This is a genomic window from Dokdonella sp. GW821-FHT11D02, from assembly GCF_058808595.1.
Window position 1 is genome coordinate 4690534 of sequence record NZ_CM179520.1, and the last position, 24634, is coordinate 4715167.

General features: G+C 63.4%; 14 protein-coding genes, 2 tRNA genes and 3 rRNA genes. 7 read left to right on the top strand and 12 right to left on the bottom strand.

What is annotated here, in order from left to right; translation table 11 throughout:
* Nucleotides 1-16: 16 nt before the first annotated feature.
* The gene (rimI, locus tag AC3QL3_RS19865; RefSeq protein ID WP_492895850.1) at nucleotides 17-508 is read right to left on the bottom strand and encodes a ribosomal protein S18-alanine N-acetyltransferase; all 492 of its coding nucleotides are present in this window, start codon (nucleotides 506-508) and stop codon (nucleotides 17-19) included.
* 189 nt (nucleotides 509-697) lie between these two features.
* Between rimI and AC3QL3_RS19870 the strand changes: the two genes are divergently transcribed.
* Both AC3QL3_RS19870 and AC3QL3_RS19875 read left to right on the top strand, forming a co-directional pair.
* Nucleotides 698-2182: a RimK family ATP-grasp domain-containing protein gene (locus AC3QL3_RS19870; protein WP_492895851.1), complete on the top strand. Its 1485-nt coding sequence runs from the start codon at nucleotides 698-700 to the stop codon at nucleotides 2180-2182.
* A 10-nt stretch (nucleotides 2183-2192) separates the two neighbouring features.
* A complete protein-coding gene (locus AC3QL3_RS19875; RefSeq protein ID WP_492895852.1) occupies nucleotides 2193-4418 on the top strand; it encodes a hypothetical protein in 2226 nt (741 codons plus the stop codon).
* Nucleotides 4419-4427: 9 nt separating this feature from the next.
* Here AC3QL3_RS19875 and AC3QL3_RS19880 read toward each other — a convergent pair whose 3' ends face one another.
* Nucleotides 4428-4706, bottom strand: coding sequence for a hypothetical protein (locus AC3QL3_RS19880; protein ID WP_492895853.1), 279 nt, complete (start codon nucleotides 4704-4706; stop codon nucleotides 4428-4430).
* Between the two features lie 229 nt (nucleotides 4707-4935).
* On the opposite strand from AC3QL3_RS19880, the gene AC3QL3_RS19885 reads away from it, so the two are divergent.
* From AC3QL3_RS19885 to AC3QL3_RS19895, 3 genes are read left to right on the top strand one after another with little or no spacing between them, the layout of a single operon-like run.
* On the top strand, nucleotides 4936-6723 hold the full coding sequence (locus AC3QL3_RS19885; protein ID WP_492895854.1) for a monovalent cation:proton antiporter-2 (CPA2) family protein: 1788 nt from the start codon (nucleotides 4936-4938) through the stop codon (nucleotides 6721-6723).
* Between the two features lies 1 nt (nucleotide 6724).
* Nucleotides 6725-8053: an FAD-binding oxidoreductase gene (locus AC3QL3_RS19890; protein ID WP_492895855.1), complete on the top strand. Its 1329-nt coding sequence runs from the start codon at nucleotides 6725-6727 to the stop codon at nucleotides 8051-8053.
* Nucleotides 8050-8781 (top strand): SDR family NAD(P)-dependent oxidoreductase, encoded by a 732-nt coding sequence (locus AC3QL3_RS19895; protein ID WP_492895856.1) that lies wholly within the window; start codon nucleotides 8050-8052, stop codon nucleotides 8779-8781. The genes AC3QL3_RS19890 and AC3QL3_RS19895 overlap by 4 nt, the downstream gene beginning before the upstream one ends.
* Before the next feature lie 7 nt (nucleotides 8782-8788).
* Here the strand turns inward: AC3QL3_RS19895 and AC3QL3_RS19900 are convergent, their stop codons facing one another.
* The 8 genes from AC3QL3_RS19900 to tyrS all read right to left on the bottom strand — a co-directional run bounded on the left by AC3QL3_RS19900 (nucleotide 8789) and on the right by tyrS (nucleotide 19715).
* On the bottom strand, nucleotides 8789-12205 hold the full coding sequence (locus tag AC3QL3_RS19900; protein WP_492895857.1) for an ankyrin repeat domain-containing protein: 3417 nt from the start codon (nucleotides 12203-12205) through the stop codon (nucleotides 8789-8791).
* Between the two features lie 139 nt (nucleotides 12206-12344).
* A complete protein-coding gene (locus AC3QL3_RS19905; RefSeq protein ID WP_492895858.1) occupies nucleotides 12345-12665 on the bottom strand; it encodes a YcgL domain-containing protein in 321 nt (106 codons plus the stop codon).
* 135 nt (nucleotides 12666-12800) lie between these two features.
* A 5S ribosomal RNA gene (gene rrf / locus AC3QL3_RS19910) occupies nucleotides 12801-12915 on the bottom strand.
* Nucleotides 12916-13030: 115 nt separating this feature from the next.
* A 23S ribosomal RNA gene (locus AC3QL3_RS19915) occupies nucleotides 13031-15905 on the bottom strand.
* Between the two features lie 183 nt (nucleotides 15906-16088).
* Nucleotides 16089-16165 (bottom strand) — tRNA-Ile (locus AC3QL3_RS19920).
* 76 nt (nucleotides 16166-16241) lie between these two features.
* Nucleotides 16242-16317: transfer RNA gene (locus AC3QL3_RS19925), tRNA-Ala, on the bottom strand.
* Nucleotides 16318-16403: 86 nt separating this feature from the next.
* Nucleotides 16404-17942, bottom strand: a 16S ribosomal RNA gene (locus AC3QL3_RS19930).
* Together the 16S, 23S and 5S rRNA genes with 2 tRNA genes alongside form the textbook arrangement of a ribosomal RNA operon.
* A 561-nt stretch (nucleotides 17943-18503) precedes the next feature.
* Nucleotides 18504-19715: a tyrosine--tRNA ligase gene (tyrS, locus tag AC3QL3_RS19935; RefSeq protein WP_492898997.1), complete on the bottom strand. Its 1212-nt coding sequence runs from the start codon at nucleotides 19713-19715 to the stop codon at nucleotides 18504-18506.
* 108 nt (nucleotides 19716-19823) lie between these two features.
* Here tyrS and AC3QL3_RS19940 point away from each other — a divergent pair, with 108 nt between their 5' ends.
* A complete protein-coding gene (locus AC3QL3_RS19940; RefSeq protein WP_492895859.1) occupies nucleotides 19824-21368 on the top strand; it encodes an OapA family protein in 1545 nt (514 codons plus the stop codon).
* A 7-nt stretch (nucleotides 21369-21375) separates the two neighbouring features.
* Nucleotides 21376-22548: an anhydro-N-acetylmuramic acid kinase gene (locus AC3QL3_RS19945; RefSeq protein ID WP_492895860.1), complete on the top strand. Its 1173-nt coding sequence runs from the start codon at nucleotides 21376-21378 to the stop codon at nucleotides 22546-22548.
* On the opposite strand, the gene AC3QL3_RS19950 is transcribed toward AC3QL3_RS19945, so the two are convergent.
* Nucleotides 22509-23801 carry an AmpG family muropeptide MFS transporter gene (locus AC3QL3_RS19950; RefSeq protein WP_492895861.1) on the bottom strand — a complete coding sequence of 431 codons (1293 nt, stop codon included), beginning with the start codon at nucleotides 23799-23801 and terminating at the stop codon, nucleotides 22509-22511. The two genes, AC3QL3_RS19945 and AC3QL3_RS19950, sit on opposite strands and share 40 nt — an antisense overlap.
* On the bottom strand, nucleotides 23798-24613 hold the full coding sequence (locus AC3QL3_RS19955) for an exodeoxyribonuclease III (protein ID WP_492895862.1): 816 nt from the start codon (nucleotides 24611-24613) through the stop codon (nucleotides 23798-23800). Before AC3QL3_RS19955 ends, AC3QL3_RS19950 begins: the two co-directional genes overlap by 4 nt.
* Nucleotides 24614-24634: the final 21 nt, after the last annotated feature.

A 24634-nucleotide genomic window follows, 5' to 3' on the forward strand; every position in this document is an offset into this window, starting at 1 on the left:
TCGCGAAGGGAGCGACTCAGCCGCTCGCCAGATCTTTCTCGTAGCGCAACGCGTCGTGACCGTCTTCGTAGTAGCCGTTGTGAAGACCGAAGCGGCGGTAGCCGAGCCGCTCGTAAAGACGCTGCGCGGCCGCGTTGTCGACACGCACTTCGAGGCGCACGCGATTGCAGCCGTTGCGTGCGGCCGCGCGCTCCGCCGCCGCCAGCAAGGCCTCGCCGACACCGCGGCCGCGCGCCGCTGCGGCCACGGCGATGGAGTACAGACGTGCGATGCGACTGCCCCGGCGCAGGAACAACACGGCCGCGCCGAGCAGGCGTCGTTCGGCGCTGGCCAGGACGACGTGCGCGCTGGCGCTGTCCAGATGTCGCCGCCACTGCCGTGCACTCATGCGGTCGCCGGCGAAGCTCGCGTTTTCGAGTTCGAGCAGCGCCGTCAGGTCACTCTCGGTCGCGCGCCGGATGCGCAATCCTGGCGTGACGCGGAGCTTGGAATTCGTTGGGGTCGACACCGGCACGGCGCGCAGCCTAGTCGAGCGCAGCGGTTTCCCGCAACGGTGCCTGCACGAGCGCGCGCGGCTGTGTCACACTGCGCGCCCTTGCATGCGCCTCGAGCCGCTCCAAAGTCGCTTCGCCACGAACGTGCCTGCGCTGCGCACGCAGCGGCTTGATCCGTCCATCTTCGCCGCCAAGATTTCCGCATGAGCCGGCTCGTCATCGTCGTCGAGAAAGCCTCGGACTGGGGTTCGTACTATCCGTCCGACAACGTCGTCACCGCACAGGACTACCTGAAGGAGCCGATCGGCCCCGACGACGAGCGCACCCAGGTCATCAACCTCTGCCGCAGCTACAAGTATCTGGGCACCGGCTACTACGTCTCGCTCTTGGCCGAGGCGCGCGGACACAAGGTGATTCCGTCGGTGCGCGCGATCAACGACTTGCGCCGGCGCTCGCTGTACGGCCTGGACATCGACGACCTGAATCAGAAGTTGTCGAAGTTCCTGCCCGACGGCGGCCGCGACACCACCGATTTCGGCGTACTCGTCTATTTCGGCGAGACCGCATCGGAGAGCCTGGAGGACATCGCGCGCCAGGTGTTCGAGCTGTTCCCGTGCCCGATCCTGCGCATCGAGTTCGAACGCGAGCGCGTGTGGCAGATCGCCGCGATCAAGCCGACCGGTTTGCACACGCTGTCCGATCCGCAGGAAGACGCATTCGCGCTGGCGCTCGACAAGTTCTCCAAGAAGCTCTGGCGCAAGCCGCGCGCGCGTAAGAAGTTCCGGTTCGACCTGGCGATGCTGGCCGATCCCGGCGATCCCATGCCGCCGTCGAACAAGCGCGCCCTGAAGGCCTTCGTCGACGCCGGCGCCGAACTGGGCATCGAAGTCGACACGCTGACCAAGAACGACTACACCAAACTGGCCGAGTACGACGGCCTGTTCATTCGCGAGACGACCGCGCTCGACAATCACACCTACCGCTTCGCCAACAAGGCGGAGAAGGAAGACATGGTCGTCATCGACGACCCGAGCTCGATCTTGAAGTGCACCAACAAGATCTATCTTCACGATCTGCTGCGGTCGCGCAAGCTGCCTACGCCGCGCACCGAAATTCTGTACCGCGACGAGCCGAAGAAACTGGCCGAGCTGCCGGATCTGCTCGGCTTCCCGATCGTCTTGAAGATTCCGGACGGCTCGTTCTCGCGCGGCATCGTCAAAGTCGAGAACGCCGAGCGCCTGAAAGCAGCCGCGGACGACCTGTTCCAACACACCGCCTTGGTGCTGGCGCAGGAGTTCATGTTCACCGAATTCGACTGGCGCATCGGCATCCTCAATCGCGAGCCGTTGTACGCGTGCAAGTACTTCATGTCGCGCGGGCATTGGCAGATCTACAACCACGGCGCCAAGGGCGCGGCCAAGTCCGGCGGCTTCGAGACGATGCCGGTGCGATCGATACCGGCCGAAGTGCTGAAGCTTGCGCTGAAAGCCACCGCGCCGATCGGCGACGGACTCTACGGTGTCGATCTCAAACAAGCCGGCGAGCGCTTGGTGGTGATCGAGGTCAACGACAATCCGTCGATCGACGCCGGCGTCGAAGACGCCTATCTCGGCGAGGATTTGTACCGCCGCATCATGGACGAGTTCCTGCGCCGCATGGAGCGCAAGCGCCTCGGCCTGCGCGGTTGATCGAAACGACATGAACGGACGCAGCGCTTCGTTGCGTTCCGTTCCGTGGCTCGTGCTGATCGTGGCGAGCGCGCTCGTCCTCGTCGCCGTGCCCATCTGGCAACTGATCGGACCTGGACCGTTCGATTGGCACATTCGCTTGCCGCAATTCTGGCAAGGCGGTCTGGAAGCGTTGGTGCTGGCCGCCTCGTTGGCGGCGGGCTTCGCTTGGAATCGCCGCATCGGCTGGCTCGTGTTGGTCGCCGTGCCGACTGCGTTCTATCTACGCCGCCATGCGATCGACGTGCCGCTGCTGATCGATCTTGTGTATCTCGAGATCGTGATCGGACTCGGCATGGCGGTGCGACGCGTGTTGCGTCTGCCGGCGGCGCGCGGCAGCGAGGACTATCTGCACGCCTTCGTGCTAGGTTTTCTCGTCTGGAGCCTGGCCGCATGGACGTTGTCCGCGCTCGGTCTCGGCTCGATATCGCAACTGCGTGCGTTGACTTTGCTGCTCGCGATCCCTGCGTGCTGGGGACGCAACGCGCCGTTTCTGGTCTACGTCTGGCGAGGGGTGCAGCGACAGGAACCGGCTGTACGCACGTGGTGCGGCCTGCTCGCCGCTTGGATAGCAATCCTATTCGCGCGCAGCAACGTAGTCGTCGGCTACGACCCGATCTGGTACGGCTTACGACCCGAGCACGTACTCGACCCGGGGCACTCTCTGTTCCAACCGCTCGGCCTGGTCTCGCCGGTCTACTACTTCCCCAAACTGTATGAGACATTTCTGCTGCCGCTCAGTCGGCTGCACGACTTCAGTGTCGTCGACGGTGTCGCGATCCTGCTGCTGCCGCTGATCGCTCTGACCTGCTTGGCGCTGATGCGGCGCCTCGCTGCGCCGGCACGCGTGCAGTGGCCGATCCTGGCCGCCATCGTGACCCTGCCGGCGTTGGCGAACACGGCGATCGGCCCGAAGCCTGACGTGATTTCGACCCTGTTTCTGCTCCTTGCCGCGTTGGCTGCGCTCGATGCGGCACAGCGCCGCGATAAGGCGGCGGCCACCTGGATGCTTGGCTGCGCGATGCTCGCTTGCATCGCCAAGCTGACCGCAATTCCGTATGCAGGCGCATTGGTGTTGACCACTCTGATCGCGGCGTGGCGAGCGAAATCGCCGGCGACGAGCATCGTTTCGCCCTACTCCGCGCGAATGGCGACAACGGCGCTGGCTGCGGCGCTGATCGTCGGTGGTTTCGTCACCGCTCGAACCTGGTCTTTGACCGGTATGCCGACGATCGGCCCCGATCCGCTGGTTTCGCTCTGGCGTCTTTTGGGCATGGAGCTGCGCGAACCGAGCGGAACGCTACGCTGGACCTATCCGATGCCTTGGAGCCTGCTGCCGGAGATCACCTTCGACGTGCTGCTGCGGCCCTATCGCGACGTGCCGCACATGGTCATCACCTGGGTCGGCAATCTCTGGTTGTGGCTTGCGCTGATCGCTGCCGCCGGCATCGCTCTGCGCGCACCGCGCGCGCGTATCGCTCCGCAATTGCCGTTGTTCGCCTTGATCGCGGTCGGCCTTTACGTGTTCTTCGGCGTGAATACCGGCGTACGCGGCAACGACGGCAACTATTTCCTGTACGCGCTCGTTCCGGCGATCGTCGTTGCCGCCAGCGCCGCATTCGACCGGCTGCGCGGCCACGCGCGCGCGTTCACGGTTGCGCTCGCATGCGTACCGCTGTTCGTGGCGTTCCATGCCAGCTATTCGTTCGTCAGCGCCGGTTGGAGTCCTGGCACGATGGCGTTCGATACCGATCTGAGCCGAACCTGGCGGGACCGCGACCTACAGCAGCGGCAGACTCTCGAGGCATCCGGCCTTTCGCGCATCGGTGCGTATCTGAAGGAGCTTCCGGGCAATCCCCGTCTGGTCGGCAACACCGAACAATCGAGCGGTTACTGGCTGCCGGCGCGCTACGAGTCGGTCTACCAGATCAATCTGGCCAGGCCCGACTATTTGACGAGTGCGAGTGCGTTCCGCCGCTTTCTTCGCACGCAGAGCATCGAATACCTGGTCGCGCCACTGCCGCAAGTGGCGAGCGCTGATGCCGAACCCACCCCTCCCGCTTTCGCAGAGGCAGCCGCCGAGTTGGAAGCTCTGCCAGGCACGAAGCGCATCGACGATCGGCGCCACTATCTGCTCGATCTCTCCGCCGTCACGCCCGAGCACATCGATCCGTCGATGCGCGCCGCTACGCCGTAGCCGCCGCGTTCATTTCGCCGCAGCCGGCTTGTTGCGTGCCGAAGCGGCGCGAACGATCGCCATCGCGTGCGCCCGTGCGCGCCGGGTGCGGCGACGTCGCGCGATCGCGGCCAAGGCCGCGTGCCGCTTCCACCAGGCCAGGTTCAACAGGGGCGCTGCGATCAGCCAGAACGGCAGGCTCGCGCCGAGCAGCGCGTCGCCGCGAGCGGCCGGCACCAGCAGGACGATGCCGAGGCCTAGTGTGAGCCAGGCGATCAGCGCACGCGGCACCGGCGAGGCCGCTTCCACGGATGGGCGCCGACCGACGTTCCTGGGCCGCGGCGCAGGCGCGACGGGGCGATGACGGCGAGTCGCGGGAGGAGGCAAGGTCAGCGGCGAAAGCAACATCGGAACGCTCCGTGGCGATGATGGAGCGAGCTTGGGAGCCCGCCGTCTCAGCGACTGCGACCGTGCGTGACGCCGCCTGCATCGCGGCGCACACGTGCCATAATTCCTGGCCGGATCGATGGAGTTGCATGTGCCGGACCACGGCTTTCTCCAATATGCGGTCGTACTGCTCCTGGCGGCCGTCATCGCAGTCCCGCTGGCCAAACGCTGGCAGCTCGGTGCCGTGCTCGGCTACCTCGGCGCCGGCGCGCTGATCGGCGCTTCCGGCCTGCGCTTGATCGACAACACCGAGCAGATCCAGCAGCTGTCCGAGTTGGGCGTCGTGCTGATGCTGTTCGTCATCGGCATGGAATTGTCGCCGCAGCGTCTATGGGTCATGCGCCGCAGCGTGTTCGGCCACGGCAGCCTGCAGATGCTGGCGACCACCGCGCTGATCGGCGGCGTCGCGTATTTCTGCGGCCTGGGCTGGAAGACCGCGCTCGTGGTCGGCCTCGGCCTGGCCTTGTCTTCGACCGCGATCGACTTGCAGCTCCTGGCCGAGCGCAAGGAATTGACCGCGGCACACGGGCGCTTGGGCTTCGCCATCCTGCTGTTCCAGGACGTCGCCGCGATTCCGATTCTCGCGCTGATCCCGATTCTCGGCGCCGGCCATGGCAGCGGCAGCGGCATCGGCGACTTGGCCGCTGCGTTGCGCATCATCCTGACCATCGCCGGCGTCGTGGTGGTCGGCCGCTATCTGCTGCGCCCGCTGTTCCGCGCGGTGGCCAAGGTCGGCACGCCGGAAGTGTTCACGGCAGCGACCTTGCTGGTCGTGATCGGCACCGCTTGGCTGATGGAGCTGGCCGGTATCTCGATGTCGCTCGGCGCGTTCCTCGCCGGCGTGCTGCTGGCCGATTCGGAATACCGCCACGAGATCGAAGCGCAGATCGAGCCGTTCCGAGGTCTGCTGCTGGGTCTGTTCTTCGTTAGCATCGGCATGTCGCTGGACGTCAAGATGGCGCTGGCGCAGCCGCAGCTGGTCGGCGCACTGCTGGCCGCGCTGATCGTGTCGAAGGCGCTGGTGCTGTATGCGGTGTCGCGCTTCGCCGCCGGCGAAGACAACCAGCAATCGGTGGCGCTGGCGGCGCTGCTGGCTCAGGGCGGCGAGTTCGCCTTCGTGGTGTTCACGTTGGCCGCATCGAACAATCTCATTTCGCAAGATCAACGCGACCTGCTGGTGCTGGTCATCACGCTGTCGATGGCGGCGACGCCGCTTTTGGTGCGCTTGCGCGCCGAGATGATGCCCAAGAGCAAGGCCAAGCCGACGCGCGAGTTCGACAAGCTCGACATCGCGACGCCGCGGGTGATCATCGCCGGCATGGGCCGCGTCGGCCAGATCGTGGCACGCATGTTGAACGCGAACAAAATCCCGTTTACCGCGCTGGAAGTCGATCCCGAGCAAGTCGACTTCATGCGCCACTTCGGCAATATGGTGTTCTTCGGCGACGCTTCGCGGCTGGAAGTGCTGCGCGCCGCGCAGGCGGACCGGGCCGAAATCTTCGTCATCGCGACCGAGGATCCGGATTCGAATCTGCGCACGGCGCGCCTGTTGAAGCGCCACTTCCCGCATTTGAAGGTGTTCGCGCGCGCGCGCAACCGCCAGCACGTGTTCAAGCTGATGGATCTCAACCTCGACAGCATCGTGCGCGACACGTTCTTCTCCAGCCTGGAGATGGCGCGTGGCGTGTTCGAGGCACTCGGCTACGACGAAGCCAGCGCGCGCGATTACGTGCAGCGTTTCCGTCAGCACGACGAGCGCGTGCTGGCGAACCAATATCCGATCTACGACGACGAAGCGGCACTGCTGCAGTCGGCGAAGGAGTCGCGCGCGGATCTGGAACGCCTGTTCCGCGCCGACACCGAAGAGAGCACGTCCTGAAATGCGGGGTTATGCGCTCGCCGACTGCGAGCTGATCAGTTTCGACCGCCAGTTTCAGGCGCGCTGCCGTGTGCAGCGACCGGACCGCTATCGTCTGATCGAGGCACTGCCGGTGGACATGCCGCGGATCGCGCGCGGCGGCGGGGTGTCTTATGTCGGCGCCAGTTTCGGCAACGAGGCGATCAGCCAAGACCTGAGCGCATTCGATCGTCTGCTTGCGTTCGATGCGGAACGCGGACTGCTCACCGTGGAAGCCGGTGCACGCATCGGCGACCTGCAGCGCTTTGCGCTCGCGCATGGCTGGTATCTGCCGGTCGCGCCGGGTCACCCGAAGGCCAGTGTGGGCGGCTGCATCGCCGCCAACGTGCACGGCAAGAATCCCGCTCGCGACGGCACCTTCCGCGCCTGGGTGGAGGCGATCGAACTGCAGGCGCCCGGACGCGCGCACACGATCGCGAGCCCGCGCCAGAATGCGGAACTGTTCGCCGCAAGCTTCGCCGGCTTCGGCCTGACCGGCACGATCACGCGCGTGACGCTGCGTCTGGCGCAGCCGCCGAAAGCTCTGGTATTGCGCCGTCTGCCGGTGCGCGATCTCGCCGAAGCGGCCAAAGTGCTGCGCGATGCCGCCAACGCGCCGCTGCTGTACGGCTGGCACGACGGCCGTCCCGGACACTTCGGGCGCGGCGTGGTGCGCGTCGGCCTCGCCGACGGCGACGCGGAGCGCGCAACAAACCTGCCGTCGCCGACGCGCGACCTGCCCGCTGTGCTGGAACCGCTGCCGCTCGCGCTGTGGAACCGCGCCGGCATCGCCGCCGCCAACACATGGCTGGGCGCACGCTGGTGCAAGCCGGGCCAGGAGCCGATCGGTTTGGCGGACGCCTTGTTTCCGCTCAACGCCGCGCGCACCTACTTCGCCGGCTACGGCAAGGCCGGCATGGTCGAAGCGCAATGGCTGCTGCCGCATGTACGCTTCGACGCGTTCGCCGGCGCGCTGGCCGATCTGGTCGAGCGGCAGCGGCCGCGTATCGCTTTGATCTCGAGCAAGCTGTTCGCCGGGACACCGGACGGCTTCGCCTTCGACGGCAACGGCATCGCCTTGGCGATCCAAGTGCCAGCGCCGGCGCAGACCGCGCAACGCGCGTTTCTCGAAGCGCTGGCCGAGCTTGCGATCGCGCACGGCGGACGGCCGAACTTGATCAAGGAATCGACCTTGAGCGCGGCGGCGGCGCGGCGCGGTGTCGTCGGCTTCGATGCGGCACGAGCGCGTCTTGCCGCGCACAATCCCGGCGGCGTGCACACCTCGGAGTTGGCGCGGAGGATCGGCCTGTGAGCGCGATCGTCATCGGCGCATCGAGCGGATTGGGTCGCGCACTCGCTACCGAATTGGCGGTGCGGCGGCAGGATCTCTTGCTGGTCGCTTCCGATCCGCGCGATCTGGAAGCGCTCGCCGCTGATCTGAATCTGCGTCACGGCGTGACGGTGCGCACGCTTGCGCTCGATCTCGGCCGCGAACCCGATCCCGGCACAAACATAGCCGCCGCGCTCGAGGGACTATCGGCTCCGGACGCGCTGCTGCTGCCGATCGGCATGTCGCGCGACGACGACCAGCTCACGCTCGATACGGCCGCGATCGGTCAACTGCTCGCGATCAACCTGCACGCGCCGCTCGCGATCGTGCACGCCTTGCTGCCGCGCTTGCTCGAAACGCGCGGCACGATCGTGCTGTTCGGCAGTATCGCTGCGGTACGCGGACGCGGGCGTAACGTCGTCTACGCGAGCGCGAAGCGCGGCTTGGTTTCGCTCTACGAAAGTCTGCGCCAGCGCTACCGGCCGAACGAGTTGCGGGTGCAGCTCTATCAGCTCGGCTTCCTCGCCACCAACCTCACACACGGCATGAAGCTGCCGGCGGCGCCGGTCGAGCCGGCGGTGGTCGCGAGGGCCGTGGTCAAACGCTTGCGAGGCCAATCTTCGCTGCGCTATCTGCCGGAGAAATTCGAGCTGATTGCGCTGATCGTTCGCGCGCTGCCGTGGTTCTTGTACCGGCGCATGAAGGGGTAGCGGAAGCTCAGTCCGGCGCGCGCGCCGGCCGGCGCAAAGTCTGGCGCGCGCTCGGCAGAGGCATCTGCGCCGCACCGAGTTCGGCGGCGACGTCCGTGTAGCCGAGCATGGCAGCGACGTCGGCGGCGCTGCGGCCGAAGCCGTCGAGCAGGTCGAGCGGTGCGCCGTGCACTTTCAGCATACGTGCACAACCGAACAGGCCGTGTAGCGCGCACGCGTGCAATGCGCTGACGCCGCGTTGATCTTGCGTGTCGAGCTTGGCGCCGTAGCCGAGCAACAGTTCGGTCAGGCGCGCCAGATGTTCGGCATCGCACGAAGCGCCCGGCGGCGAACGCGAACCGAGCAGGATCAACAACGCGTCCTGTCCGCTGTGGTTGCGCAGCTCAAGTAGTGCGCCGGCGCGCAACAGACGGTCGAGCAGCGCGTGCGCCACCGGCGTGTCGCCGTGATCGAAGGCGTATTGCGCGGCGGCGTGCAGCGGCGTCGCGCCTTGCTCATCCGCTGTGTTCGCGTTCGCGCCGGCTTCGAGCAAGGCCTCGACCATGCGCTGCTGACCGAGCGCGGCGGCGATCATCAGAGCGGTGCCGCCGCCGGCGAGGCGCGTATCCGGCGCAACGCCATGATTGAGCAAGGTACGCACGATGCCTTCGCGTTGCGCGGCGACCGCAGCGGCGAGGCTGTGCATACCCGAGCGCGAAACGTGCGCCGCGTCGGCGCCTGCTTCGAGCAGACGTACCGCGAGCGCCGCGTGCCCGCTGCCGGCCGCGCGGATCAGGGCGGTGGCGCCCTTGGCGTCTTCGCTCTCGATCGACAAACCCAGCGTGAGCAAGCGTTCGACGGCGTCGAGATCGCCCATCGCGGCTGCCGCGGGCAGGTCGTCGGCACGCAGACGACGCGCGGGCAGTCTCCATTGCGTCCAGTTCAGCCATTGCGCGAACGCGCGCTCTTCGCGCGCGAGCGCGAGCCCCAGCGGCGTTTCGCCGTTCGCGGTAGCGATTTCGGGATCCGCACCGGCCGCGATCAACCGTTGCAAGATAGGTAAGACCTGGTCGGCGTCGAGCTTCAGCGTTGCATGCAGGGGAGTACGACCTTGTGCGTCGCGCGCGTTCGGATCGGCGCCGCGTTCGAGCAGGCATTCGATCAGAGGCAGATCGGCGTGCGCAACAGCAAGATGCAGTGCGCTGCGCTGACCGCTGGCGCGGCCGCACCAATCGGCGCCGCGCTCGATCAGCACATGCGCCAACGCACGGGTAGGCGCCCCTTCCGCATCGAGTGGTGCTTGCGCCAGCACGCGCGCGAGAAGCCCTGCGCCGGCGACCGGCGCACCGTGCTGCAACCATTGCGCGAGTGCGGTGACCGATGTCGGCAAGGTTTCGATCAAAGCCTCGCTGAGCATGCGCCCGTCGCCGAGCGCGACGTCACCGCGGAGGCCGCGATTGAGCAGCCACGCGCGCGCATCGACGTGCTCGGGTTCGGCCAAGTCGAAGTAGAGATCGGCCAGTGCCGACGCCGGCCATTCGGCGAGCAGGGCGGTGAATTCCGCGGCGACGTTCCAATGTCCGAAGCGCAATGCATCGAGCAAATGGTCGACGCTGGCGCCGTGCGCCGGCGGCGCTCCCACGCCGAGGCTGCTCGGCAGCGGATAGGCTGGATCGAGCAGGGCAACGACATGCCAACGGCCGGCAGCGGCGGCGTGATCGAGGGCACGCTTGCCGTCCGCGCCGGCCAAGGCCCGATCGGCACCGAGCGACAGCAATGCGCGAACCGTTTCCTCGCTGGCATGACGAGATTGGCAGGCCACGATCAGCGCCGTGCGCTCCCCGGCGTCGACCGCGTCGGGGTTCGCCTTGCGTTTGCCGAGTGCGTGAATGGCGGCGACCGCGCCGGCGCGAGCCGCTTCCATCAGCGCGGTGGTACCGCGTTGGTCGGCGAGGTCGGCGTCGGCACCGCCGGCCAGCAAAGCTTCGACGATACGCGCGTGGCCGGCGAGTGACGCCGCCATCAGCGCGGTGCGTTCGAAGGCGCCGCGGGCGTCGGCGTGCGCACGCTGTTTCAGCAGCAACTTGACGCCCGCCGGATCGTCATCGGCGATGCCGGCGGCGAATTGCAAAGCCGGTTGCGCATGTTCGACATTGGGTTTGGCGCCGCGCTCGAGCAGGAAGGCAGCAAGTTTCCAGTTCGCATTGCTGCAAGCAATCGCCAGCGCCGTCATGCCTTCCGCATTGACCGCATCGACGTCGGCAGCCGCATCCAACAGCAGCGCAGCGATGCCCGGCTCGGCGCAGCGCGCAGCGTGATGCAACGATGTATTGCCGCCGGGATCGGCGACGCGTGTATCGGCGCCGTTGGCGAGCAAGGTCATGACTGCGTCGGGCCGTCCCTCGTAGCTGTCGCGAGTGACTGCGATCAGGGGCGTGATGCCGCCGTGCGCACGATTGACATCGACGCCCTTGGCGATCAGCGCGCGCAAGAGGCGCAGGTCCGGCAGAGTGACCGCAATCATCAAGGCGCTGCGCTGGTCGCGCAGGTCGACGGCCGGAGTCGCGTTCGGATCCGCTCCGCGTTCGAGCGCCGCGATGGCGAGGTTCACTTGCGAGGAATGGGCAGCGCACAACAGGGTGGCGTCGAGCTCGGCTCGGCTGATGCCTGCGGGCAGTACCGCGGCATCGAGTGAATCTTCGACGTGGTCGGCTACCTGTTCTTCAGGCCGGCGTCGACGCGCACCACGGGCGTCCGCCAATAGCGCGCGCAAGGTGCGATTCGCGAGCACGATATGCGCCAGCGGAGCGAGCAAGAGCGCGTAAACGGCAAAGCCGACGATGCGTACTTCGCCGGCGAGAAAACCGCCGAGGCCGGCTAGTGCGAGAGCGCCGAGGGCCAACAGCAACAGAGCCATGCCGGCCGGGAAACCGTAGCCGACGAACAACTCATGCTCGCGGGTAAGGTGGCGTGCGAAAGCGAGGGACCGCCGCAGCGCGGTCGACAGCCAAGAGGCGCGTTCGTCGTCGTGCGGATAGGCGTCGTCCCAAACGAAGGGCAAGGCAAAGGTCGGCCACACGCGCCACAAAGCAAACACCGCAGCGAACGTTGCAGCGGAAAGCAGCAAGGCCGCCGGCAAGGAGCCGTCCCGCGAAAGCCACCAGGCCGGCCCTGCGAGCACGACCGCGACGAAGGCCGTATACAGCGTCAACAAGATGAAGTAAGTCAGCCCACGGCGCGCGACGCTGCGCAGATAACTGACTTCCATGTCGAAACCGATGGCGCGGCAGATACCGGTCATCGCAACGACATTGGCGATCAGCAATAGAACCAGAGAGAGCGAGTCGATCGAGAGCGCGGCGAGTGCGAAGAGCAGCCACGCCGGCACCAGATGGCCGAGGATCGAGAGCAATGTGTGGAGCCGGTCGACGGCGCGCTTGGGCATCCGCACCTCTGGTGGGTCACGGCGGGCGCCGCGTCGCAGCCAGTATATCGACGCTCAACGGGGCTGCGGCTAATGCAGGGTTAAATGCATCGAGCCAGTGTACGCCCGCGCTGCCTGGAGGCGGTGTGATGAAGCGACTTCATTCTTGCGCAAATTCTGGCGGCGGCATCTGCAAATGGAAGCCGCGCTGCGCGAGGTGCTCGAGTACGACCGATGCTTGCTCGCGAGCGAGTTTGCGCTCGGGCGTCAGCTCGATCTGCAAGACGAAGGCGAGCTCTCCAAGCGCGTTCGCCAACTCCGATGGCAAGACGGAGAAATCGTCCCGCTCGCGCAGATAGACATAGGTGCCTACCTTGCGTCGGCTTTTGTAGACGTAGCAGGTGGTGGCGGAGGTCGTCATTTCAGATTCAGCGGTCGGCTGGTTTGTGGGAAGCGCCGTGAGTCGGTCGCGAAGAGACAACTTCGACTCCACTGACGGCCACTCGCTGGATCAACAACGTGCCGTGACGATGCCGGATGGATATCCAACGGCTAGTTCAACGTCAGCCAAAAAAGCGAACGCCTTCCGGTGAAGGAAGGCGTTCTTGGATAAAGCCCCTGGCGATGACCTACTCTTGCATGGCTTAAGCCACACTACCATCGGCGCTACTGCGTTTCACTTCCGAGTTCGAGATGGGATCGGGTGGGACCACAGTGCTAATTTCACCAGGGAACTGGTGCGAGTCGCGCAATCTGCGCGGACTCGACATGGGGACTTGGGACGTAACGTTGCGTTTTGCTGTCGTCAGACCTCTCGTTGAGGCGGACGAAGCGTCTTGGAGTTATATGGTCAAGCCGCACGGCTCATTAGTATCAGTTAGCTCGGCATTACTGCGATACACACCTGACCTATCAACCACGTAGTCTTCATGGTGCCTTTAGGGGGCTTGTGCCCCGGGAGATCTCATCTTGAGGCGCGCTTCCCGCTTAGATGCTTTCAGCGGTTATCGCTTCCGATCGTAGCTACCCGGCAGTGCCACTGGCGTGACAACCGGAACACCAGGGGATCGTCCACTCCGGTCCTCTCGTACTAGGAGCAGCCCCTCTCAAATCTCCAACGCCCACGACAGATAGGGACCGAACTGTCTCACGACGTTCTGAACCCAGCTCGCGTACCACTTTAAATGGCGAACAGCCATACCCTTGGGACCGGCTACAGCCCCAGGATGTGATGAGCCGACATCGAGGTGCCAAACACTGCCGTCGATATGAACTCTTGGGCAGTATCAGCCTGTTATCCCCGGAGTACCTTTTATCCGTTGAGCGATGGCCCTTCCATACAGAACCACCGGATCACTAAGTCCTACTTTCGTACCTGCTTGATCCGTCGATCTTGCAGTCAAGCACGCTTATGCCTTTGCACACAGTGCGCGATGTCCGACCGCGCTGAGCGTACCTTCGAGCTCCTCCGTTACTCTTTGGGAGGAGACCGCCCCAGTCAAACTACCCACCATACACGGTCCCCGACCCGGATTACGGGCCTAGGTTAGAACGTCAAGCACTTCAGGGTGGTATTTCAAGGATGGCTCCATGCAAGCTAGCGCCTGCACTTCAAAGCCTCCCACCTATCCTACACAGAAGAACTCAACGTTCAGTGTAAAGCTATAGTAAAGGTTCACGGGGTCTTTCCGTCTTGCCGCGGGAACGCTGCATCTTCACAGCGATTTCAATTTCACTGAGTCTCGGGTGGAGACAGCGCCGCTGTCGTTACACCATTCGTGCAGGTCGGAACTTACCCGACAAGGAATTTCGCTACCTTAGGACCGTTATAGTTACGGCCGCCGTTTACCGGGGCTTCGATCAAGAGCTTCGCCTTGCGGCTGACCCCATCAATTAACCTTCCGGCACCGGGCAGGTGTCACACCCTATACGTCCACTTTCGTGTTTGCAGAGTGCTGTGTTTTTGATAAACAGTCGCAGCGGCCTGGTCACTGCGGCCCGAAAATGCTCAGCAACGCGTGTTGCCACATTTTCGGGCGCACCTTCTCCCGAAGTTACGGTGCTATGTTGCCTAGTTCCTTCACCCGAGTTCTCTCAAGCGCCTTGGGATTCTCACCCTGCCTACCTGTGTCGGATTACGGTACGGTCCTCGTGATCTGAAGCTTAGAAGTTTTTCCTGGAAGCGTGGTATCAGTGACTTCGTCCTAATGGACTCGTCTCGGTGCTCGGTGTATGACCCTCCGGATTTGCCAAAAGGATCCACCTACCGCCTTTCCCCGGGACAACCAACGCCCGGTACACCTAACCTTCTCCGTCACTCCATCGCAATCACGAGCGGTTCTGGAATATTAACCAGATTCCCATCGACTACGCGTTTCCGCCTCGCCTTAGGGACCGACTAACCCTGCGCCGATGAACGTTGCGCGAGGAAACCTTGGGCTTTCGGCGAGGGGGCTTTTCACCCCCTTTATCGTTACTCATGTCAGCATTCGCACTTCCGATACCTCCAGCAGACCTTACGATCCACCTTCACAGGCGTACGGAACGCTCCTCTACCGCTCACACTTACGTGTGAACCCCGAGCTTCGGTGCATAGCTTAGCCCCGTTAAATCTTCCGCGCGGGCCGACTCGACCAGTGAGCTATTACGCTTTCTTTAAAGGATGGCTGCTTCTAAGCCAACCTCCTGGCTGTCTATGCCTTCCCACATCGTTTTCCACTTAGCTATGACTTTGGGACCTTAGCTGCGGGTCTGGGTTGTTTCCCTTTTCACGACGGACGTTCGCACCCGCCGTGTGTCTCCCAGGCTTGCACGTGTTGGTATTCGGAGTTTGCCATGGTTTGCTAAGTCGCGATGACCCGCTAGCCATAACAGTGCTCTACCCCCAACAGTGATACCTGAGGCGCTACCTAAATAGCTTTCGAGGAGAACCAGCTATCTCCGGGTTCGATTAGCTTTTCACTCCTAGCCACACCTCATCCCCTACTTTTGCAACAGGAGTGGGTTCGGGCCTCCAGTGCGTGTTACCGCACCTTCACCCTGGGCATGGCTAGATCACCCGGTTTCGGGTCTACGCCTTGCGACTATGCGCCCTATTCAGACTCGGTTTCCCTTCGCCTCCCCTATACGGTTAAGCTTGCCACAAAACGTAAGTCGCTGACCCATTATACAAAAGGTACGCAGTCACCCTTGCGGGCTCCTACTGCTTGTACGCATACGGTTTCAGGTTCTATTTCACTCCCCTCTCCGGGGTTCTTTTCGCCTTTCCCTCACGGTACTGGTTCGCTATCGGTCGGTCAGGAGTATTTAGCCTTGGAGGATGGTCCCCCCATGTTCAGACAGGGTTTCACGTGCCCCGCCCTACTCACTTTCATCGCACAAGCCCTTTCGCATACCGGGCTATCACCGTCTACGGCCATCCTTTCCAGAATGTTCCGCTAGAACTTGCACGACTTTTGGGCTGATCCCCGTTCGCTCGTCGCTACTAGGGGAATCTCTGTTGATTTCTTTTCCTTCAGGTACTGAGATATTTCAGTTCCCTGAGTTCGCTTCCCAATCCTATAGATTCAGATTGGGATACCGCTTGCGCGGTGGGTTTCCCCATTCGGACATTCCCGGATCGAAGCTTGTTGCCAGCTCCCCGGAACTTTTCGCAGGCTACCACGTCCTTCATCGCCTCTGACCGCCAAGGCATCCACCGTATGCGCTTAGTCGCTTGACCATATAACTCCAAGTCGCCTCGGAGCCATACTTCCAAACAACTCAATTACTTCGCCTACTTGCCTCAACGACACGTCTGGTTCGACAGAACCAAAACGCTTAGTTACGTCCCAAGTTTTCAAAGAGCATGGCGCGCACTTCAACGTCGCGCCATAAAAATTGATTAGTGTGCGATCCAGAAGAATGGTGGGTCTGGGAGGACTCGAACCACCGGCCTCACCCTTATCAGGGGTGCGCTCTAACCACCTGAGCTACAGACCCGTTGGTTTTACTTGAGAAGTTCGCACAGAAATATGCGAGCTTGACTCTTGCACGAATAAATTCGCGCAGAAGTGACTGGTGGAGCTGATCGGGATCGAACCGATGACCCCCTGCTTGCAAAGCAGGTGCTCTCCCAGCTGAGCTACAGCCCCTTAATGGGGAGCTAGTGCGGCTTGCTGCCGCGCTTCTGGATGCAGGTATCTTGTGTGGGCACCTTGGGATGGTGAAGTCATTCTCTAAAGGAGGTGATCCAGCCGCACCTTCCGATACGGCTACCTTGTTACGACTTCACCCCAGTCATTGACCACTCCGTGGCAAGCGTCCTCCTTGCGGTTAGACTACCTGCTTCTGGAGCAACCAACTCCCATGGTGTGACGGGCGGTGTGTACAAGGCCCGGGAACGTATTCACCGCGACAATGCTGATTCGCGATTACTAGCGATTCCGACTTCACGGAGTCGAGTTGCAGACTCCGATCCGGACTGAGATTGGCTTTCTGGGATTGGCTCCGCCTCGCGGCATTGCAACCCTCTGTACCAACCATTGTAGTACGTGTGTAGCCCTGGCCGTAAGGGCCATGATGACTTGACGTCATCCCCACCTTCCTCCGGTTTGTCACCGGCAGTCTCCTTAGAGTTCCCACCATTACGTGCTGGCAACTAAGGACAAGGGTTGCGCTCGTTGCGGGACTTAACCCAACATCTCACGACACGAGCTGACGACAGCCATGCAGCACCTGTGTTCCGATTCCCGAAGGCACTCCCGCATCTCTGCAGGATTCCGGACATGTCAAGGCCAGGTAAGGTTCTTCGCGTTGCATCGAATTAAACCACATACTCCACCGCTTGTGCGGGCCCCCGTCAATTCCTTTGAGTTTCAGTCTTGCGACCGTACTCCCCAGGCGGCGAACTTAACGCGTTAGCTTCGACACTGAGCACCTAAGTGTGCCCAACATCCAGTTCGCATCGTTTAGGGCGTGGACTACCAGGGTATCTAATCCTGTTTGCTCCCCACGCTTTCGTGCCTCAGCGTCAGTACTGGTCCAGATGGCCGCCTTCGCCACGGGTGTTCCTCCCGATCTCTACGCATTTCACCGCTACACCGGGAATTCCACCATCCTCTACCGTACTCTAGCTTGCCAGTATCCATCGCAATTCCCAGGTTGAGCCCAGGGCTTTCACGACAGACTTAACAAACCGCCTACGCACGCTTTACGCCCAGTAATTCCGAGTAACGCTTGCACCCTTCGTATTACCGCGGCTGCTGGCACGAAGTTAGCCGGTGCTTATTCTTTGGGTACCGTCATCCGCGCGGAATATTCAACCGCACGATTTCTTCCCCAACAAAAGGGCTTTACAACCCGAAGGCCTTCTTCACCCACGCGGCATGGCTGGATCAGGCTTGCGCCCATTGTCCAATATTCCCCACTGCTGCCTCCCGTAGGAGTCTGGACCGTGTCTCAGTTCCAGTGTGGCTGATCATCCTCTCAGACCAGCTACGGATCGTCGCCTTGGTGGGCCATTACCCCACCAACTAGCTAATCCGACATCGGCTCATCTTATCGCGTGAGGCCTTGCGGTCCCCCACTTTCACCTTACGGTCTTATGCGGTATTAGCGTAAGTTTCCCTACGTTATCCCCCACAATAAGGCAGATTCCGATGTATTCCTCACCCGTCCGCCGCTCGCCGCCAGGGTTGCCCCCGCGCTGCCGCTCGACTTGCATGTGTTAGGCCTGCCGCCAGCGTTCACTCTGAGCCAGGATCAAACTCTTCAGTTGAAATTGCAGACTTCCGGGCCAAAGCCCTTCGGTCAAACTTCTGAGTGTGAACCAAGCCTGCGTAAAACATTGCTGCTTTGACGTTTGCTTGGACGCACTTTGTATCAATGGACTTTCATCCACCACAAGGCGCCCACACAAGTTACCTGCGCACACTTTCAAAGATCAAAGGCTTGCGAGAACTTCTTGTCTCGCGCCCCAAGACATTTCGTCGTAGGGAGCCGCGTACTATACAACCATTTTCGTAACCGTCAACACCCCGGAGCGAACTTTTTTTCGTTCCGCGATGCTCGGTCGAAACCGTGCATCTTGTTCGGCGCCGGACCTCGTTAGGTCTGTCGTCGAAGGGCCGCGAATCCTACAACCAATCTGCGATTCGTCAACCCCGGCGCGCGAACTTTTTTCATCAGCTTCGCGAACCGCTTTCCGCACCCGCCGTGACCGCTCTTTCGAGCCGCCCCGTCGTTGCAGGGCCGCGCATCCTACAACCAAACCACGATTCGTCAAGCGTCCGTTCGCAGCTTTTTTCGTCCATCGCGCACGGGCCGCTTTTCGAGCCTTCTAGGCTGCGGTCAGACGCACCCGAGCGAAGGCGCGCTTGCCGATCTGCAAGAGGTGCTCGCCGCCCGGCGCGAGCAGACGTTCGCGGTCTTCCACGACCACGCCATCGACACGCACGGCGCGCTCCCCCAACTTGCGCACGACTTCGGAGTTGCTCGAAGCGAGCCTCGCTGCAACGAACAACGGCGCAAGGCGTATGCCTTCGGCGGGCACGGCGATTTCCTGCAGTGGCAAATCGACGTCGACCCGCTGCTCCCGCACCAGGGCCGTCCACTGCTCGACCGCACGCTCCGCCCCACCGCCCCCCTGAAAGCGCGCAGCCAGCTCACGCGCCAATGCCAGCTTGGCGTCGCGCGGATGCAGCTGACCGCCCGCGACGTCCCGCTTCATCGTTTCGATCTCGACGGCCGAACGATCCAGACTCAACAGCTCATACCAGCGCCACATCAGCTCGTCGCCGATCTTCATCGTCTTGTTGACGATATCGATCGCCGGTTCATTGATGCCGATGTAGTTGCCGAGCGACTTGGACATCTTGTGTACGCCGTCCAAGCCTTCCAGCAGAGGCATCGTCAGCACGATCTGCGGCGGCTGACCGGCGTCCTCCTGCAGCATGCGCCCCATCAGCAGGTTGAATTTCTGATCGGTGCCGCCGAGCTCGACGTCGCACTTCAAGGCGACCGAGTCGTAACCCTGCACCAGCGGATAGAGAAACTCATGGATCGCGATCGACTGCTGCGCGACATAACGCTTGGCGAAGTCGTCACGCTCGAGCATGCGTGCAACGGTGTGCTTGGCCGCCAGCCGGATCATGTCGGCCGCGCTCATCTGGCCGAACCACTCGGAATTGAAGCGCACTTCGGTGCGTTCGCGATCCAGCACCTTGAACACCTGGTCCGCGTAAGTCTTCGCGTTCGCCTCGATGTCCGCGCGGCTGAGCGGTTTGCGGGTGACGTTCTTGCCGCTGGGGTCACCGATCATTCCGGTGAAATCGCCGATCAAGAAAATGACCTGATGCCCGAGGTCCTGAAACTGCCGCATCTTGTTCAGCAGGACGGTATGGCCCAGGTGCAGGTCCGGCGCCGTCGGGTCGAACCCAGCCTTGATCCGCAACGGCCGCCCGAGCCGAAGCCGAGCCTCGAGCTCCTCGCGCTTGATGATTTCGTCAGCGCCGCGGCCGATCAGGCCGAGTGCGTCTTGAATGTCGCTCATGTCGCTCCTTGTCGTGCCGCAGTGCACCTTGCAATTAATCCACTTCTGGAATTCTCTTCATACCCCGCGCACAGGGGCAAACGGGTCGCGCGGTTAATAAAACGTTAGATGAAACACCTCTCGCAACTCATTGTTGCGATTGGGATTGACGCCGCCTGCGTAAGCCAATTATGGTACCGCGCGATTGACCGGACCGCGACCGTGACCGACAGCAAGAACGCCATCCATTCCGCGCGCCACAAAACCCGTCGCTTAGCGATCCGGCGCCACACGCAACGCAAGCATTTCCACTTCTATTCGCGTTGGTCCAGCTGGACCTTCGTACAGAACGTCGCCGCCTCGCCGATCAACTGGCGCGCCGAGCACTGGATTCTTGGCGGCGTCGCCCTGCTCCTGACCGCCCTGGTCGGCATCGTGATTCCGACCTGGGCCAACGCGACGCGGCACGAATCCAGCCCGACACCTTACACCACGCTCAACATCGAATTGCCGCAGCTGCCTCCCGGCAGCGAAGCCGATCCGGCGATCGGCGGTTACGGCGTCGAGGCCGAACCGGAGTGGCGCATCGTCAGCGTGCGTGCCGGCCAGTCGCTGTCGGATATCTTCCGCGAGCAAGGCTTCGCGCCGAACGACCTGCAGCGCGCCCTGGATTCGCAAGGCGACGCTTCGCCACTGCGCCGCATCCGCCCCGGTCAGGAATTCGCGTTCGCACTCGATACCGACGGCAGCCTCGCCGCGATGCGCTTCGAGCGCGACGACGCCACCCGCGTCGTGTTGCGCTTCGGCGCCGACAATGTCGACCAAAGCACCGAAGACCGCGCCGTCGAGCGCCGTACCCGCGTCGCCCACGGCGTCGTTACGCGTTCGCTGTTCTACGCCGGCGAGCAAGCCGGCCTCAGTGACGCGATGGTGCTCAAGCTCGCCAACGCGTTCGGTTACGACATCGACTTCGCGCAGGATCTGCGCGAGGGCGACAGCTTCAGCGTGATCTACGACGACGTCTACCGTGAAGGCGAACATCTGCGCGACGGCGACATCATCGCGGCGACGTTCATCAACCAGGGCAAGCGCTACACCGCAATCCGCTACACCAACGCGGCCGGCGAAACGCTGTTCTACAACGAAGCCGGACGGCCGCTGCGCAAGTCGTTCCTGCGCACGCCGGTCGAATTCACGCGCATCTCCTCGGTGTTTTCGACTGGCCGCATGCACCCGGTGCTCGGCTACATGCGCGCGCACAAGGGCGTGGACTACGCCGCACCGACCGGCACCCCGATTCGCGCCGCCGGCAACGGCAAAATCACGTTCCGCGGCTGGAGCTCGGGCTACGGCAACTTCATCACGATCCAGCACAACAGCACGATCAGCACCGCCTACGGCCACATGTCACGCTTCGCCAACGTGAAGGTCGGCCAGAACGTCAGCCAGGGCCAGACCATCGGCTATGTCGGCATGACCGGCCTCGCCACCGGCCCGCATCTGCACTACGAATTCCGCGTCAGCGGCCAGCATCGCAATCCGCTAACCGTGACTCTCCCGATCGAAGAAGCGCTGCCGGCCACTCAGCTCGCGCAGTTCAAGCTCAAGACCGCGCCGATGTTGGCCCGACTCAAGACGATCGACGGCCTGCAATTCGCTCGCGCCGGCAATTGAGCCGCGCGTGACGGCGCAAGCGGGTCTCTATCTCGGCCTGATTTCCGGCACCAGCGCCGACGGCATCGATGCGGCGTTGGTGGAATTTGCCGATTCGGCCACCGTGTCAGGTGCCGCACCGCTCAGGTTCCTTGCCGCGCGTACCACGCCCTATCCCGACGAGTTGCGTCGGCGCGTACTAGCGCTCGCGACCTCCTCTGCGGCGATCGCGCTCGACGACTACGGCCGGCTGGATGTGCAGATCGGCGAATGCTTCGCCGCTGCCGCGATCGCGCTATTGCGCGAAGCAGGCGTCGACTCTTCGGCCGTCGCTGCGGTCGGCTCGCATGGCCAGACCGTGCGTCATCGGGTCGGCGGCGCGTCGCCATTCACCTTGCAAATCGGCGATCCGAGCGTGATCGCCGAACGCACGGGGCTGCTCACCGTGGCCGATTTCCGCCGTGCCGATGTCGCCGCAGGCGGCCAAGGCGCGCCCTTGCTGCCGGCATTGCATGCGGCCGTATTCGCCAGCGCGACGATCCCGCGTGCGATCCTCAACCTCGGCGGAATCGCCAACCTGACCTTGCTCGGATCGGCCTCACAAGATCCGGGTCGCGATGTGATCGGCTTCGACAGCGGGCCAGCCAACTGCCTGCTCGATGCCTGGGCCGAACGTCACCTCGGCACGGCTCGCGACGAAGGCGGCGCGTGGGCGCGCAGCGGTCGCGTCGACGACGCTTTACTGGCCGCATGGCTGGCCGAGCCGTATTTCGCCGCCGCGCCGCCCAAGAGCACCGGCCGCGAAGACTTCAACCTCGCCTGGCTCGATGCACGCCTGCCCGCCGGCCGTGCGCCGGCCGACATACAGGCGACTCTGCTGGCACTGAGCGCACGCAGCATCGCCAATGCACTGCATGCTTACGCGCCCGCGACGCGCGAGCTCTACGCTTGTGGCGGCGGTGTGCACAACGCGGCCTTGATGGATGCGCTGCGCGAAGAATTGCCACGCGTGCGCGTCGACAGCACCGCGGCACTCGGGCTCGATCCCGACTACGTCGAAGCGGTCGGCTTCGCCTGGCTCGCGCGCGCGCGACTCGCAGGGGAACCGGGCAATCTCCCCAGCGTGACGGGCGCGCGCGGTGCGCGCCTGCTCGGCGCGATTTATCCAGCCGGCGCGGCTTCGCGCCCGATGTCTCGATAGCGCGGCCACAGCAGCACGAACAACAGCGTAGCCGGAATCAACGCGAGCACGGTGATCACGAAATAGGTGCCGTAACCGACCGACGTCGCGATGCCGCCAGCGAAGATCCCGAGCAGTTTGCCCGGCAGATTCACCAAAGAACTCAACAGCGCGTACTGCGTCGCCGTGTGCTGACGATTGACCAGCGCGGAAAGGAACGCGACCGTCGGCGGCCCGAGCATGCCGAGGGTGAAGTTCTCCGCCGAGATCACCGCCGTGAGCACGGCCAGATCGCCTTGATGAGCGATCAGGAACAGATAAAGCAAGTTGCTGCAGCCGCAGAGCAAGATCGTCGCGCACAGCGGCCGCCAGGCGCCCCAGCGCACGACCATCGCGCCGCCGACAAAGGCGCCGACGATACCGATCCAGACGCCGTAGATCTTCGTGACCAAGCCGATTTCGGTCTTGGAAAAACCCATGTCGCGATAGAACGGGCTCATGATGCCGCCGATCGTGGCCTGCTCGGGAATCTTGAACAGCAGCAGGAACAACAGGGTCAACAGCGCCAGATGCACGCCGTAGCGGCGGAAAAAGTCCGCCAACGGATCGACGATGCTGGTACGCATCGCATCGCTCCAGCCTTGCGGATAGGCACGTTCAATATTCGGCTCGCGCGCGAACGCAGCCGCGACGATCGGAATCGCCATTGCCGCTGCCATCAGCAGATAGACGGCGCGCCAAGAGATGTGATCCGCCAGCATCGCGGCGAATGCGAAACCGACCATCAGACCGAGGCGATAGCCGAGCGAATAGGTCGCCACCAGCGCGCCCTGGTGCTCGACCGGCGCGATTTCGATACGGTAGGCGTCGACCGCGATGTCCTGCGTCGCGCCGAACACGGCGACAGCCAGTGTCGCAGCGATGAACGACACCAAGTTCTGCGGCGTCAGCAGGGCCATCGCGCAGAGTCCGAGGACGATGCCGATCTGCGCGAAGATCAACCAGCCGCGGCGCAGGCCCAAGCGCGCGAAGCCCGGCAGGTTGAAGTGATCGAGCAGCGGCGCCCACAAGAACTTGAACGCGTAGGCGAGCCCAGCGCTCGCGATCATCGTGATCGACTTCAGCTCGATGCCGGCGTCCTTGAGCCACAGCGCGAGCGTGCCGGCAACCAGCAGAAACGGCAGGCCGGAGCCGAAGCCGAAGAACAACATCGTCCACGCCGAAGGCTGCGCGAACGCTCGCCACACCGAGGGCTTGCGCGCGGCCGCGGTCACTTCGCGTCTTTGACCGCGTATTCGACCAGATACGGCGCGTGATCGGAAAACCGCGGCGCCGGCGTGATCGCGCATCCCTTCAGCTTCTTCGCCAGAGCCGGCGTAGCGAGCTGATAGTCGATGCGCCAACCGACGTCGTTGGCGCGTGCGCCGCCGCGGTTGCTCCACCAGGTGTAGTCCTGTCCCTGCGGACGCAGCGCGCGATAGGTATCCACCCAGCCTTTCTTCGCCGCTGGCGTGCCGTCGCTGCCGCCGTCCTCGCCGAGTTGGGCATTGAGCCAGGCGCGCTCGGGCGGCAAGCAGCCGGAGTTCTTCTGGTTCGAACTCCAGTTTTTGATGTCGAGCTTGCTGCGCACGATGTTCCAGTCGCCGCACAGCACGTAGTCGCGCCCGCTGGCGAGCCATTCATCGAGAATCGGCCGCAGCCACGCCATGACCTCGAACTTGAAACCCTGGCGCAGATCGCCGGACGAACCGGACGGGATATAGAACGAGACCACGCTGAGATTGCCGTAGCGCGCCTCGATGTAGCGGCCTTCGTCGTCGAACGGCGCCCAGCCGAGCGAGGTACGCACTTCGTCCGGTTCGCGCTTGGAGTAGATCGCGACGCCGCTGTAGCCCTTCTTGGTGATCGCATCACGATAGAAGCAGTGATGGCCGTCCGGACGGAATTGCGGGTCCGTGAGCTGGTCTTCCTGCGATTTGGTTTCCTGCAGGCAGACCACATCGGCGTTCTGCTGGCGCAGCCAGTCGAAAAAGCCCTTGGTCGCGGCGGAACGGATGCCGTTGGCGTTGAAGGAGATGATTTTCATGGGGCCGGGATTGGGGATTCG

Coding starts and splice junctions, on each gene's coding strand:
- AC3QL3_RS19870 (WP_492895851.1), top strand. CDS start 698: ATGAGCCGGCTCGTCATCGTCGTCGAGAAAGCCTCGGACTGGGGTTCG.
- AC3QL3_RS19875 (WP_492895852.1), top strand. CDS start 2,193: ATGAACGGACGCAGCGCTTCGTTGCGTTCCGTTCCGTGGCTCGTGCTG.
- AC3QL3_RS19890 (WP_492895855.1), top strand. CDS start 6,725: ATGCGGGGTTATGCGCTCGCCGACTGCGAGCTGATCAGTTTCGACCGC.
- AC3QL3_RS19900 (WP_492895857.1), bottom strand. CDS start 12,205: ATGCCCAAGCGCGCCGTCGACCGGCTCCACACATTGCTCTCGATCCTC.
- tyrS (WP_492898997.1), bottom strand. CDS start 19,715: ATGAGCGACATTCAAGACGCACTCGGCCTGATCGGCCGCGGCGCTGAC.
- AC3QL3_RS19940 (WP_492895859.1), top strand. CDS start 19,824: ATGAAACACCTCTCGCAACTCATTGTTGCGATTGGGATTGACGCCGCC.
- AC3QL3_RS19955 (WP_492895862.1), bottom strand. CDS start 24,613: ATGAAAATCATCTCCTTCAACGCCAACGGCATCCGTTCCGCCGCGACC.